The organism is Shewanella sp. H8 (genome assembly GCF_040285065.1).
Classification (GTDB): domain Bacteria; phylum Pseudomonadota; class Gammaproteobacteria; order Enterobacterales; family Shewanellaceae; genus Shewanella; species Shewanella polaris.
Genome location: NZ_CP157213.1, coordinates 1,017,514 through 1,031,777, shown reverse-complemented (window position 1 = coordinate 1,031,777; position 14,264 = coordinate 1,017,514). Strand labels below are relative to the sequence as shown.

The 14,264-nt window shown below is 41.1% G+C and carries 11 protein-coding genes and 1 tRNA gene; 1 reads left to right on the top strand and 11 read right to left on the bottom strand.

The window, feature by feature from the left end:
• Positions 1-111: 111 nt before the first annotated feature.
• Positions 112-188, top strand: a tRNA-Ile gene (locus tag ABIS04_RS04520).
• 291 nt (positions 189-479) lie between these two features.
• Here the strand turns inward: ABIS04_RS04520 and ABIS04_RS04515 are convergent.
• The 11 genes from ABIS04_RS04515 to ABIS04_RS04465 form a co-directional block, all read right to left on the bottom strand.
• Positions 480-1,925, bottom strand: a complete 1,446-nt coding sequence (locus ABIS04_RS04515) for a diguanylate cyclase (protein ID WP_371833631.1) — start codon at positions 1,923-1,925, stop codon at positions 480-482.
• A 525-nt stretch (positions 1,926-2,450) separates the two neighbouring features.
• Positions 2,451-3,173: a DUF599 domain-containing protein gene (locus tag ABIS04_RS04510; protein WP_140233552.1), complete on the bottom strand. Its 723-nt coding sequence runs from the start codon at positions 3,171-3,173 to the stop codon at positions 2,451-2,453.
• A 99-nt stretch (positions 3,174-3,272) separates the two neighbouring features.
• Positions 3,273-3,932: an RluA family pseudouridine synthase gene (locus ABIS04_RS04505; protein ID WP_350432747.1), complete on the bottom strand. Its 660-nt coding sequence runs from the start codon at positions 3,930-3,932 to the stop codon at positions 3,273-3,275.
• Between the two features lie 259 nt (positions 3,933-4,191).
• Positions 4,192-5,466: a 4-aminobutyrate--2-oxoglutarate transaminase gene (gabT, locus tag ABIS04_RS04500; RefSeq protein ID WP_350432746.1), complete on the bottom strand. Its 1,275-nt coding sequence runs from the start codon at positions 5,464-5,466 to the stop codon at positions 4,192-4,194.
• Positions 5,467-5,477: 11 nt separating this feature from the next.
• Positions 5,478-6,926, bottom strand: coding sequence for an NADP-dependent succinate-semialdehyde dehydrogenase (gene gabD, locus ABIS04_RS04495; protein WP_350432745.1), 1,449 nt, complete (start codon positions 6,924-6,926; stop codon positions 5,478-5,480).
• Between the two features lie 82 nt (positions 6,927-7,008).
• Positions 7,009-8,295, bottom strand: a complete 1,287-nt coding sequence (locus ABIS04_RS04490) for an FAD-binding oxidoreductase (protein ID WP_350432744.1) — start codon at positions 8,293-8,295, stop codon at positions 7,009-7,011.
• A gap of 185 nt (positions 8,296-8,480) precedes the next feature.
• Entirely contained in the window at positions 8,481-9,296 is an 816-nt protein-coding gene (locus ABIS04_RS04485) for an ABC transporter permease subunit (protein ID WP_137222451.1), read from the bottom strand.
• Positions 9,293-10,192, bottom strand: a complete 900-nt coding sequence (locus ABIS04_RS04480) for an ABC transporter permease subunit (RefSeq protein ID WP_137222453.1) — start codon at positions 10,190-10,192, stop codon at positions 9,293-9,295. The genes ABIS04_RS04485 and ABIS04_RS04480 overlap by 4 nt, the downstream gene beginning before the upstream one ends.
• Positions 10,189-11,325 (bottom strand): polyamine ABC transporter ATP-binding protein, encoded by a 1,137-nt coding sequence (gene potA / locus ABIS04_RS04475; protein WP_137222455.1) that lies wholly within the window; start codon positions 11,323-11,325, stop codon positions 10,189-10,191. Before potA ends, ABIS04_RS04480 begins: the two co-directional genes overlap by 4 nt.
• A 159-nt stretch (positions 11,326-11,484) precedes the next feature.
• Complete coding sequence (locus tag ABIS04_RS04470) at positions 11,485-12,585, bottom strand: polyamine ABC transporter substrate-binding protein (RefSeq protein ID WP_137222459.1); 1,101 nt, start codon at positions 12,583-12,585, stop codon at positions 11,485-11,487.
• 257 nt (positions 12,586-12,842) lie between these two features.
• Complete coding sequence (locus tag ABIS04_RS04465) at positions 12,843-14,243, bottom strand: aspartate aminotransferase family protein (protein WP_350432743.1); 1,401 nt, start codon at positions 14,241-14,243, stop codon at positions 12,843-12,845.
• Positions 14,244-14,264: the final 21 nt, after the last annotated feature.

Sequence of the window (14,264 nt, the reverse complement as noted above, 5' to 3'; positions counted from 1 at the left end):
AGATAACCAATTGAAACAAGATAAGTAAATAGTAGCTAAAACACGGGTGACAACTGCCAACAAACTTCGTATACTTCCATCCGCTTTCGATAGTGACGACTAACGTAAGTCGGCCCCTTAGCTCAGCTGGTTAGAGCATACGACTCATAATCGTCAGGTCCACAGTTCAAGTCTGTGAGGGGCCACCAATTTAGATAAGCCGTAGTAGGTATTAACCTACTACGGCTTTTTCGTATCTAGTGAAATGGGTATTGTCGTGGGGCCTTGTAAGGTAATAGCAGTGAATGTTGATTGTTAGCCTTTAGATATTTTCTAAGCCTATATACCAAAATAAATAATGATGTGCTGCCTTCACGCTTTCTTAGAGGTGTGTTCAACTTAAATGATTCGCTTATAACCAGCCATTCAACTTAAGTTAAAACCAAGGTTATTGATTTAAACCTTGCTCTTGTATTTTTCTTAGCTTTCTCGCGAATTATTTAATCCACTACAATACAGTTTCTGCCTGAACCTTTGGCGGTATACAAGGCGCGATCCGCTCTTTGGAACCACTCTTTGAAAGATTCATCTGCGCCAAGAGTTGCCATCCCAGCACTAAAAGTTAATCGGTCGACAGGCGCAAAGTTCATCAGAGATATTTTATTACGCATTTGATCGATGTACTTAAACACTGAATCAGAAGTGGCTTCAGGTATCAAAATGACAAATTCTTCTCCTCCCCAGCGACAAATGAGATTTTCTTTACGCATATTTGCAGACAATTCGTGAGCAAAATGACACAAAATATCATCACCGACATTATGACCAAACATGTCATTAATTCTTTTAAAATGATCAATGTCTAATATTACAAGAGTTAACGATAAATCATGTCTTTTAGCCCGAGAGATTTCTTTATCCACTAGGGTGCTAAAAGCACGACGATTATAAAGCCGAGTTAGCGGATCTTTAGATGCAAGCTCTTCAAGTTTGTCGTTCTGTTGACTGAGTAGTAAATTTTTAGCGGTAACTTCTTCTGTGCGGTGATTTACCATTTGTTCTAAATGAGTGGTGTGTGAATGTATTTTTTGAAGACTATCGTGAAAAGCTTGAGAAAGCTGACCGATTTCATCATGTGAATCAATGATTTTTAGATAACTGCTTTTGTTATTTACCGATTCTTTTACACCTTTAGTCAGTTGAACAATTGGTTTTGTTATCCTATTTGCTAGATGAGTAATGAGTAATAAAAACACCAGCATTAAGACAATAGCAATTATCAATACATTGTACATAATTGCATAACTATTGTGAAAAATCTCAGACTCTTTGGTTGTCACAAACAAAGTCCAGCCAGGTAAATAATCAATTTTAGAGAATGTGACTATTTTTGACTCATTTAATTGGGCATCTCTATAACGACCATAACCATCATTTTGTAACTTAGTCTGCCTAACGATTTTATAAAAACCGGGATAGTTAACATTTTCCGTCATTGAAAGTTTATTCTTCATGATAAAACTTTTATTTGGATGTGAAACCATTAAGCCGTTTGAGTCAGTTAACCAAGCGTAACTCTCTTTTGCGAGTTTAATTGAAGACAATTTATTCGAAATAACAGTAAGCGGCACTGCAACTGCAAGAGTACCAATCCATGTTTTTTGTTCATCTAAAATAGGTACAGCCACCATTATCACTGGTGTTTTTTCAAACCGACTGTAGAGAGGTACTGTTATGTTATATTCTTTGGCTTGCCATTGTTGACCACGTAAAAATGTAGGGTGAGTGACTTTATTGGTGTTACCTAGAGCATCAATCAGGTTCAAGTCTTTATCGACATAAACAGCATTAATGAAATTACCGTTACCGATTGTCATTAATCGTTGAAGTAAGCGAGCAATAGTCAGTTTATTACCTAATTCTATCTGAGGATTATTGCTCAGCATTTTTAACATGACAACATATTGAGCAAACTATTGACTGAGAAGATTTGCATGCATCTTTGAAATTTCGGTAGATTTTTCTAGTTCTAAATCCAGTACACGATCACGCTCATTGATAAACATGGTAAGCAAAAGTATAGATGTAAAAGCAATCATCACTAAAGAATAGAGAGTAATCACTTTGGCCTTAATACTATTAAACATACCACCTCTCGAACATACCCAGTTGATAAATAACAATATCTAAAAACTATTAAACCCAATAAACCAAATAAACCAAATAAACCAAATAAACCAATGTATCAAGCACCTACAAAAATCCAGTCGTCACTATTTACAAGGTTTTTTGGCTATTTACATTCAGACTAAAACCTACCAATATACAACGCCATTTTATTGATTTTTACTGTTATTAATTCGCGATGATGATTGCTCCATTGTGCACAATCAAAATACTACCTGTTTATTAAACCTTTCATAATTATTAAGTAGATATACGAAAATATCGCATTGAAACATTGTCATAACTTAATCCCGACGTACATAAGAAGGATTATTTTCTAAATAGGCTTGTGCAGCCGTAATAGCCACTACGGCCTTAGAATTAAATTCACGCTGATACAGGGTGTACACGACAAATAAGCTGGAAAAAATAAGCATTCCCGGATGCATAAACCAACACAATGCAGCCATAGAGTAATAGTATGAGCGGAGGCCATAATTATAAGAATGTGCAGCTTGGTCTTGCACCACAGCGACTTGCCTTGCGTAGCCTAAAGCAGTTTCATCGGTTCCAGTTTTGTCTAACGGCACCGCACCAATCATAATATTCACAAAACCATATTGACGCATAGACCAAGTAAATTGGAAAAAAGCCAGCACAAAAATACTCGCCAAAAGAGCGAGTTTAACCTGTATCAAGGCATGATTAGGCGATGCAGTATAAGGAATAGAACCTATAACGGTTTCAAGTTTTTCAACTTGAGAGAAAAGTGTTAACACCCCGGCAAGTACCAGCAAAGTGCTTGAGGCAAAAAAAGCAATATTACGTTCTAAATTGCCCAATAAAGCCGCATCTCCAACACGGACTTCTTTAGTTATAACTTGAGACATCCAATGAATACGTTGTTGATGCATTACGCGGGCGATGCAATTGGTATTTTTGGCTTTACGACGTGCAAAACTGGTATATCCTATCCAACTGCCTAAAAATATGCTTAAAGCTAGAGCATCCAACCAAGAAATCAACATACGGATGAACCTATAAAAAATTAATAGAGGATTGATTATGCATCAGTTTTCATCATACTCAAATCAGTTTATCACTTTAATAGTCAAATCTTTAACAAGTTAAAACGGACATGAACACACAAAATCAATTCGTTTCTCTGTTAAAGGATGAGTAAATGATAAAACAGTAGCATGTAGCATTAGTCTATCTGACATCTGCTGTGAATTTTCATTACGGTATAAATCACAACCTAATATTGGATGACCAATTTGCTGGCTATGTAACCGTAACTGGTGAGTTCTACCTGTAATAGGGGTAAAACACACTCGAGTACATAGTCTTTGTGGGTGACGGCTAATCACTTGATATTGACTTAATGCAGGTTTGCCAGTGCTGTGGCAAATTTTCATTAGTGGAAAATGCTCACTATCTTTAGCTATCGGCAACTCAATATCACCGCGGTCGTTAATTAAGTCACCATGCAACACAGCAGTATATTTTTTGCTAACAGTGCGCTGCTGAAACTGTTTCGTTAATAGTCCATTAACCGCTTTATTTAACGCCACAAGCATGATGCCAGAGGTACCAAAATCCAATCGGTGTACTAACGTAGCGGTGGGAAAGTCTTGCACTAAACGATAGTGTACCGAGTCCTTGTTTAATGGATTTTTCCCCGAAAGGCTCAATAATCCTGTCGGCTTATTGATCAACAATAAATGTTCGTCTTGATATAACACTTCAATAACCCCATCACAGGGTGGCGCAATAAATTCAGTCATAATATTTTGTTATTCAATCTAAGCCTCGATCATAATGGTAAAGATGGCACTTTAGCCACCTTTGAATGGTGTAAATACTATTTTCAGCAGCTTAAGTACTAAAACGTCCAAGCTGTAAATGCTGCTGATGAACTAATTCAGCTAAGCGGTATTATAAATCGCAACGCTAAGGGAAAGCGAATAGTCGAGATAAGAATTAATGCTATAAAAAATCCCGCTAAAAGCGGGATTTTATTAACTCACATCAAAAATAGACTAACTATTTAAACACCGTTTGAAATGTAGCATCCATTATCGCAAGGCCAGCATCAATTTGTTCATCTGGTGCAGTTAAGGGTACCAACACGCGAATGACGTTACCGTATGTGCCACAAGACAATAAAATAAGACCACGGTTACGAGCTTCGGTTAAAATCTTACCGCTGTATTGTGGAGCAGGTTCACCATCTTCCATCAATTCAATGGCAATCATCGCACCTAAGCCACGAACATCTGCAATTTGTGAATACTTAGCCTGCATATTGGTTAATGCCGACTTAAGCCGATTACCTACATCATTAGCTCTAGCCAATAATTGCTCTTCTTCAAACACTTCAATCACTGCTAATGCCGCAGCACAGGCAATAGGGCTACCACCATAAGTGCCGCCTAAACCTCCTGCGGTTACAGCATCCATAATTTCCGCTTTACCAGTAATACCTGACAACGGAAAACCACCAGCAATTGACTTAGCAAAAGTGGTAATATCTGCCGAAACCCCCATTTGCTCCATGGCAAAAAAGGTTCCCGTACGACCAGCACCAGTTTGGACTTCGTCAGCAATTAATACTATGCCATGGTTGTCACATAACTCACGTAAGCGCTTCATAAATGATGGTGTGACAGCGTAAAAACCACCCTCACCTTGCACTGGCTCTAAAATAATTGCGGCTATATCAGCAGGCTCTGCATCATTTTTAAAGATACGTTCAATCGATGCCATAGCGTCATCTTCAGATACACCATGCATTTCACAAGGAAACTCGGCACGGAATACATTGGCAGACATTAAGCCCATGCCTTTACTGTAAGGGGCGACTTTACCGGTTAACGCCAGCGCAGCAATCGTTCTGCCATGGTAACCAGAAGTAAATGCAATAACGCCTGCACGTTTAGTGTAAGCACGAGCCACTTTAAGCGCGTTTTCTACGGCTTCAGAGCCACTGGTAAATAAAGCGGTTTTTTTAGCAAAATCACCTGGTACCAAATTGTTTAGCTTTTCACATACGGCAATATAACTTTCGTAACCCAACACCATAAAACACGTATGCGAAAATGCATCTAACTGTGCAGCAACAGCCGCTTTGACTTTAGGGTGTAAATGACCCGTATTGAGAACCGCAATACCACCCGCAAAATCTATATATTCACGGCCTTCAACATCCCATACAGTGGCGTTTTCAGCACGTTCAGTAAAAATAGGGTGAATTTGTCCTACACCTTGAGCCACTGCCGCTTGGCGACGCGCCATTAATCCATCATTTGTTTTAGTCATAGCCCGCCCTCTTAAACTGACATGCAGATATATTTCATTTCTAGGTATTCGTCGATACCAAACTTAGAACCTTCGCGGCCTAACCCAGACGATTTAATGCCACCAAAAGGAGCCACTTCGGTCGAGATTAATCCAGTGTTAACACCCACCATTCCGTACTCGAGCGCTTCAGCCACTTTATAGACCAGTGAAATATCACGACCATAAAAGTAAGCAGCTAAGCCAAATTCAGTATCGTTAGCTTGTTTGATAACGTCATCTACCGAGTCGAATTTAAACAATGGTGCTAATGGGCCAAATGTCTCTTCTCTTGCCACCAACATCGACTTATCAACGTCACGTAAAATAGTCGGTTCGAAGAAAAAGCCACCTAAGCTATGAATATTACCGCCAGTGACGATACTTGCACCTTTAGCAACAGCATCAGCTAAATGACGTTGTACTTTAGCCACTGCGTCGGCATTAATTAATGGCCCAGTAGTAACACCATCATCAACACCATTACCTACACTGAGTTTAGCAACCGCAGCTGCGAACTTTTGCGTGAACTGCTCATACACGCCAGATTGCACATAAATACGGTTGGCGCATACACAGGTTTGGCCGGCATTTCGATATTTAGCAATCATAGCGCCATCAACTGCGGCATCAATATCTGCATCATTAAAGACAATAAACGGCGCATTACCACCTAGCTCAAGTGACAGTTTTTTGAGTGTTGGAGCACATTGCTCCATCAACTTAATCCCTACCGCAGTTGATCCGGTAAATGATAACTTACGCACAATAGGGCTTGCGCATAGGGTATTACCAATCGCTATCGCGTCCCCGGTAATCACACTAAATACCCCAGCAGGAATGCCCGCACGATGTGCAAGCTCAGCGAGTGCTAATGCGGTAAACGGAGTTTGCGGCGCAGGTTTAACCACCATAGTACAGCCTGCGGCAAGTGCAGGACCTGCTTTACGGGTGATCATTGCTGCCGGGAAATTCCACGGTGTTATCGCCGCGGTTACGCCAACAGGTTGTTTAATCACTGTCAGTCTTTTATCGGCTTGATGTCCCGGAATCGTTTCACCATAAATACGTTTCGCTTCTTCAGCAAACCACTCGATAAACGAAGCGGCATAAGTGACTTCACCCCTTGATTCCGCTAACGGTTTACCTTGTTCTGTGGTCATCATCAACGCTAGGTCTTCAGCATTTTCATGCATTAACTCAAACCAACGGCGCAATTTCTGGCTACGTTCTTTTGCGGTAAGTGCTCGCCATGCTGGTAAAGCATTATTAGCGGCTGTGATGGCAGCATCGGTTTCTGCTTCCCCCATAACAGGCACATGCCCAATGAGTTCTAGGGTGGCAGGATTGGCTATGGCAACGGTTTCACCGCTGTTTGCACTCAACCACAGGCCATCGATATAACATTGTTCATGCAATAAGCTTGGATCATGTAAAATCACAATAAGCTCCTAGTAATTCGAAAATAATTATCTTAATAATCAGTTAACAATAAATAGGTGATCACTCGGCAATCACTCAATATTAAATCCCGAACTTATCACGCAAGGTATAATACCAAGCACCAATGGCACTAAACGGTACACGCATTGCGTGACCACCAGGGAATGGATAATGTGGTAATGCAGCAAAGGCATCAAAACGTGTGGCTTGACCATTGAGCATTTCGGCAATTAATTTGCCCGCTAAATGAGTATAGGTAACTCCGTGCCCACTGCAGCCTTGCGAATAATAAATATTGTGTCCAATACGGCCCACTTGTGGCAGACGCGACAAGGTCATTAAAAAGTTACCTGTCCAAGCATAATCAACTTTAATCCCTTTTAACTGTGGGAATGTCTTTAATAACTTAGGCATAATCAAGGCTTCAACGTTGGCCGGATCACGCGCACCATAAACCACCCCACCACCAAAAATAAGGCGTTTATCGCCAGATAGACGGTAGTAATCCAGCAGATAATTACAATCTTCAATGCAATAGTCTTGCGGCAATAAACTCGCAGCCATTTCATCTGACAGTGGTTCTGTTGTGATAACTTGCGTACCACAAGGCATTGATTTAGCTTGTAACTCAGGCAATAACTTACCCAAATAAGCATTACCAGCCACCACCACAAATTTACATTTAACTTGCCCTTGCGCTGTGTGAACTACTGGTGATGCACCATCATCCACTTTAATCACCGCTGAATCTTCAAATATCAGACCACCTAACGATTCCACTGCACGGGCTTCACCTAATGCAAGGTTTAGGGGATGAATATGGCCGCCGCTTTTATCAAGTAAACCGCCAACATATAGGTCGGTATTAACCACATTACGTATGCCATCTTGATCAAGCATTTCTAAGTGATTGTTATGACCATGGGCTTCCCATAACTTTTTCTGCGACGCTAGATGGCCCATTTGTTTGGCATTAAGTGCTGCAAAAACACCACCATCTTTTAAATCACAATCGATATTATATTTGGCAATACGATCACGAATTATCTGCCCACCTTCAAAGGCCATTTGCCCAAATAACTTGCCTTGCTCTTTGCCAACGACCTTTTCAATACTGTCGATATCACGACTGAATGAGTTAACAATTTGCCCGCCATTACGACCCGATGCGCCCCAACCAATTCGGGCCGCTTCTAAGATAACCACTTTCATGCCGCTCTCTAATAAATGCAGCGCTGATGATAGCCCGGTATATCCCGCACCAATGATACAAACATCGGTTTCTATTGAAGATTCTAAGCGAGGGCGTTCGACTTTATCATTGGCCGACGCAGCATAATATGAACTAGCGTGAGGTGTGGCGGACATAGCGCTTCCTTTATAGTTTCAAAACAAAATACAACTGACTCATCGTACACTTAAGCAAATTTAAACACTAGCATTTAAAGTGCAATTTTTTACACTTTGTACAATATATTTAACACTAAAATCTCCGTTATTGAAAAAAAAGCCACACTTAACAGCATGGCTTTTGGCGATCATAGTGCTGTTTGTTACTCCATTGCCTCTTTGGCTTTTCGTTCTGAACGACGCGCCAAATACCATGACAAGAACGCTAGCAAAGACACACTTAAGATAATAATAGTCGCCAGCGCATTAATTTTAGGTGATACCCCTAAACGAACCGACGAGAACACCACCATAGGCAAGGTTGTTGCGCCAGGTCCGGAAGCAAAGCTGGCAATAACTAAATCATCTAAAGACAAACTAAATGACAAAAACCAACCAGCAATTAACGCTGGAGAAATCATCGGTACAGTGATTAAGAAGAATGTTTTTAGTCGCGTTGCACCCAAGTCCATAGCCGCTTCTTCAATTGATAAGTCCAATTCACGTAACCTTGACGACACCACCACCGCTACATAAGCAGCACAGAAAGTTGAGTGTGCAATCCACACCGTTAACATGCCGCGTTCTGCTGGCCAGCCAAAGATCTCTGACATTTCGACAAATAACAATAACAATGACAAACCGGTGATAACCTCAGGCATAACCAAAGGTGCGGTGATCATGTTAGACAAGGTTAGCTTGGCCCAAGAGCGGCGAAAACGCGTCATCACAAACGCAGCCATTGTGCCGATAATCACTGCCATTGAAGCACTGTAGAATGCAATACGTAAACTGGTCCATACCGCACCTAATATTTGATCGTCTTGTAATAGTTCACCGTACCATTTTGGCGAAAACCCGCCCCAGACTGTGACTAATTTAGATTCGTTAAACGAATAGATGATCAAAATAAACATCGGCACATACAAAAACAGTAAACCAAACCACAACATCACTTTAGAGAAACTTAGCTTCTTCATACATCGTTCTCCATACCACGTGATTGATAACGGTGGAATAACGTAATAGGGATAATCAATAATGCCAACATAACAATCGCTAATGATGAAGCCACAGGCCAATCGCGGTTATTAAAGAATTCTTGCCATAACACTTTACCGATCATTAATGTATCTGGTCCGCCCAATAATTCAGGAATAACAAACTCACCAACAGCAGGAATAAAGACCAACATTGAACCCGCAATCACGCCGCCCATTGATAAGGGTAAGGTGATTTTCCAAAACGTATTGAAACTGCTTGAACCTAAATCAGATGCAGCCTCAATCAGGCTTAAATCCAATTTAACTAAGGTGGCGTATAGCGGCAGGATCATAAAGGGCAAATAAGCGTAGATAATCCCAATATATACGGCAAAATTAGTATTGAGCATTTGAATGGGTTCAGACGTCAGGCCTAGCCACATTAAGGTGTTATTAATTAGACCGTTGTTACTTAAAATGCCCATCCACGCATAAATACGAATTAAAAATGACGTCCATGATGGCAACATCACCAATAAAAGGAATACCGTTTGTAAACGCGCTGGTGCTCTAGCAATAGCATATGCCATTGGGAAGCCCAGAATTAAGCAACCGATTGTGGATATTAACGCCATTTTTAATGATGATAAATATGCCATGTAATACATTGAATCTTGTAGTAACAGTAAATAGTTACCCATGTTCAATGAAATATTTAGCAATTCATCAATATAGCTAAATGTGGCTTCGTAAGGTGGAATAGCAATGGCCGCAGTAGAAAAGCTCAGCTTTAATACAATGGCAAACGGTAAGGCGAAGAACATCAACAACCACAGGTATGGCACCCCCATGGTGAGATATCGACCTTTAATTATTTTCAGTGGATTCTTCATGAGTGTAATACAACCCCGCTGCTGTCTTCCCAACTGATATACACCTCATCTTCCCATGTTGGATGGTCGGCGCGGCGTTCACGGTTAATCATTGAGCATTGTACAATTTGGTTGTTTTTTAACTTAATGTAATACACAGACAAGCCACCAAGATAAGCAATATCATGCACTACACCATGGGCCCAGTTGTAATCACCTTCTGGCTTCTGGCGAGTAATAATGGTTTTCTCTGGGCGTAAAGCCAAAAATACATTTTTGTTTTCTAGGCTGGTTGAAATACCGTGACCGATATAAAACGGTTGCGATAAGGTCGGAGACTTAATAATGGCGTGGTCAACTTCATCTTCAGTAATCTCGCCTTCGAACAAATTAACCGTACCAATAAATTCTGCCACCAAGCGGCTGGCTGGTGACTCGTAAATATCCATAGGGCTACCGGTTTGAGCAATCCAACCTTCGTGCATAATAGAAATGCGGCCGGCCATGGTCATGGCTTCTTCTTGGTCGTGGGTTACCATCACGCACGTTACACCTACAGCCTCTAAAATATCGACCACTTCTAACTGCATTTGGGTACGCAGCTTTTTATCTAATGCACCCATTGGCTCATCGAGTAATAACAGCTTAGGTCGTTTAGCTAACGAGCGAGCTAATGCGACACGCTGACGTTGTCCACCAGACAATTGTTGTGGTTTACGTTTGCCGTATTTTTCCATGTGCACTAGTTTAAGCATTTCTTTTACGCGTGCAGCAATATCAGCCTTAGGCATTTTGTCTTGCTTGAGTCCGAAAGCAATATTTTGCTCAACGGTCATGTGTGGGAATAAAGCATAGGATTGAAACATCATATTAATAGGACGTTCGTACGGTGGCATATCAGTAATGTCGACACCATCAAGAAAAATACGTCCTTCGGTTGGCTTTTCAAACCCCGCTAATATGCGTAGTAACGTTGATTTACCAGAACCCGAACCACCCAATAGCGCAAATATTTCTCCACTGTTGATGGTTAACGATACATCGTCTACCGCACGCACATCATCGAAAAGTTTGCTTACACGATCTATCTTAAGCAGTACTTTGTCTTGCGTCTTTGTGGTTGGTTTATTGGTGACGCCCGAGGTGTTTACCATAATACTGCTCCGCCTTTTTGGAGTATGCGTACCGCAACAGAACAGCCTGTTTTAAGGCACACGTAACAATCTGTTAAAGTGGCTAAATTAGCCAATAAATACATCAATACTGCTGAATAAACAGGGCGAGTTAACCCGCCCTGAGTCTGAGTGAGTAGGTTATTGGCCTGACTTCACTTTGGTCCAAGCACGTGTCGCAACACGTTGAATTTTTAATGGACGAATATCACCAATGTACAACTTATCAATTACCGACTGTGGTGGGTAAATGGCTGGATCGTTACGAATGGCTTCATCGACTAACGCTTGCGCAGGTATGTTAGGGTTCGCGTAAGCAACATAGTTACTGATAGGAGCAATCACTTCAGGGCGAAGTAAATAATTCATCAGTTTAAGGGCGTTATCAACGTTAGTGGCATCTTTTGGAATCGCTAACATATCAAACCATAAGTTGGCGCCCTCTTTTGGAATAGAATAGCCAATTTTATTGCCATTACCGGCTTCATCAGCACGAGCGGCAGCCTGAAAAACGTCACCAGAGAAACCAAACGCGACACAGATATCACCGTTTGCTAAGTCAGAAATATAACGTGATGAATGGAAGTAAGTAATATACGGACGTACTTTCTCCAATACTTCAGCGGCTTTTTCATAATCAGCAGCATTTTTACTGTTAGGGTCTAGGCCTAAATAAATCAGTGCTTGAGGTAACATATCATCTGCAGAATCAAGCATTGCGAAACCACATGTTCCAATCTTTTCAGCGTATTTAGGGTTAAAAATAAGCTCTAAAGAATCAAAAGGTGCATCTTCGCCTAATACCGCTTTAACTTTGTCGATGTTGTATCCAATGCCGTTTGTGCCCCATAAATAAGGGATAGCATATTGATTATCAGGGTCAGCTTTTTGTAACTGCTTCATTAAATCTGGCTTTAAGTTGGCGTAATTAGTTAACTTAGCGCGATCTAACTTTTGAAAAGCACCGGCTTTAATTTGCTTAGCCAAAAAATGATTTGACGGCACCACAATGTCATAGCCGCTGTGGCCAGAAAGTAATTTAGCTTCGAGCACTTCATTACTATCAAACACGTCATAAATAACATGAATACCGGTTTCTTTTTCAAAGTTGGCGAGAGTATCTTCGGCAATATAATCCGACCAATTGTACATTTTGACCACTTCCTCGGCCTGAATAGCAGCGCTTGACAACACACTCGCTGTAATGAGGGCCAATGTGGATAGTTTGTTTAGTAGCTTCATACTGTCTCCCTTTTTGGATAATGGTCAGAATGGTACTGACTTTCGTTTTTTCGCTAGCTATACCAGCGTGTAAATCTTCTTTCTATTGAAAGAAATTATCCAATGCTACAACTTTACTACGCATCGGTATGATTACAGCAACGGCATACGCTCCCATAATTTTGCAGTTTTTATCAACAACATTTTCGATAATAAGATCGCTTAAATACCATTGATAAAAAATAACTCTATTAAATAAGCATTCGGTAGCTAAATGCTTATTCCAATCCTTTTACGTATTGATAAGTATCATCTAATGCTTGTGTTGCTTTGGTGACTAACTCATCTATCTCAGTGTGACTGATGATTAACGGTGGCGAAATAATCATAGTGTCGCCAACTGAACGCATCACTAAACCATGAGCAATACACGCATCACGACAATAGGTTCCCACACCAACTTTGCCATCAAAGCGTTGATGCGAAGATTTATCGTTAACTAACTCAATGGCGGCCACTAAACCAATGCCACGCACTTCACCCACTAATGGATGTTGCGCCAATTCTTGTAAACGCGACTGTAAATACGGTGAGGTATCATTAGCCACACGTTCAACTAAGTTTTCTTGCTCAATAATTCGAATGTTTTCTAACGCAGCAGCGGCGGCAACGGGATGACCTGAATAGGTAAAACCATGGGTAAATTCACCACCATCTTGCTTAATCACATCTGCCACTTTGTCTGACACAATCACCCCACCCATTGGCACGTAACCAGAGGTCATGCCTTTAGCGATAGTGATCAAATCGGGCTGTAAATCAAAGTATTCTGCCGCAAACCATTTCCCGGTACGACCAAAGCCGCTGATCACTTCGTCAAGAATGAATAAAATATCGTACTTAGCTAAAATACGTTTAATTTCAGGCCAGTAAGTCGATGGAGGAATAATCACCCCACCCGCCCCTTGAAACGGCTCTGCAATAAACGCAGCGACATTATCTTCACCTAACTCAATAATTTTGGCTTCAAGTGCCTGCGCCGTTTTTAATCCAAATTCTTCTGGAGATAAACCGTTACCCTCGGCATACCAATAAGGTTGCGCAATATGCACCACCCCAGGTATAGGTAAATCACCTTGTTCATGCATGCCAGACATTCCGCCTAAACTCGCACCTGCAACGGTAGAACCATGATAAGCATTGTCGCGGCTAATGATGGTTTTCTTGCTTGGTTTGCCTTTTAAATCCCAGTAACGTCGCACCATACGTAAATTGGTGTCATTTGATTCAGAACCAGACCCAGTAAAAAACACATTGTTCATGTGTGCTGGTGCTAACGAAGCAATTTTTTGCGCCAATTCAATAGCGGGTGGATGTGAACATTGGAAGAAACTATTATAAAAAGGCAGTTTCTGCATTTGTTTACTGGCGGCATCTACAATTGACTGACGACCATAACCGACGTTTACACACCACAAACCTGCCATTGCATCTAGCAACTTATGACCCATGATGTCCCACAAATACACGCCATCAGCACGCTCTATCACCCGAGTACCTTTTTCGGCTAACCCCTTTGAATCGGTAAATGGGTGGATAAAATGCTGCTTGTCTGCGGCTTGCAGACGCTCAAGATGCTGTTGTTGATCCATTGCATCCGTCGGTAATGGGTTTGTCATACATATATCCTTTCAAGCAGA

What these genes read in the sequence shown, in the direction of transcription:
- ABIS04_RS04480 (WP_137222453.1), bottom strand. Translation starts at nt 10,192, where the DNA reads ATGAAGAATCCACTGAAAATAATTAAAGGTCGATATCTCACCATGGGG.
- ABIS04_RS04490 (WP_350432744.1), bottom strand. Translation starts at nt 8,295, where the DNA reads ATGTCCGCCACACCTCACGCTAGTTCATATTATGCTGCGTCGGCCAAT.
- ABIS04_RS04510 (WP_140233552.1), bottom strand. Translation starts at nt 3,173, where the DNA reads ATGTTGATTTCTTGGTTGGATGCTCTAGCTTTAAGCATATTTTTAGGC.
- potA (WP_137222455.1), bottom strand. Translation starts at nt 11,325, where the DNA reads ATGGTAAACACCTCGGGCGTCACCAATAAACCAACCACAAAGACGCAA.
- ABIS04_RS04505 (WP_350432747.1), bottom strand. Translation starts at nt 3,932, where the DNA reads ATGACTGAATTTATTGCGCCACCCTGTGATGGGGTTATTGAAGTGTTA.
- ABIS04_RS04515 (WP_371833631.1), bottom strand. Translation starts at nt 1,925, where the DNA reads ATGCTGAGCAATAATCCTCAGATAGAATTAGGTAATAAACTGACTATT.
- ABIS04_RS04470 (WP_137222459.1), bottom strand. Translation starts at nt 12,585, where the DNA reads ATGAAGCTACTAAACAAACTATCCACATTGGCCCTCATTACAGCGAGT.
- gabT (WP_350432746.1), bottom strand. Translation starts at nt 5,466, where the DNA reads ATGACTAAAACAAATGATGGATTAATGGCGCGTCGCCAAGCGGCAGTG.
- ABIS04_RS04465 (WP_350432743.1), bottom strand. Translation starts at nt 14,243, where the DNA reads ATGACAAACCCATTACCGACGGATGCAATGGATCAACAACAGCATCTT.
- ABIS04_RS04485 (WP_137222451.1), bottom strand. Translation starts at nt 9,296, where the DNA reads ATGAAGAAGCTAAGTTTCTCTAAAGTGATGTTGTGGTTTGGTTTACTG.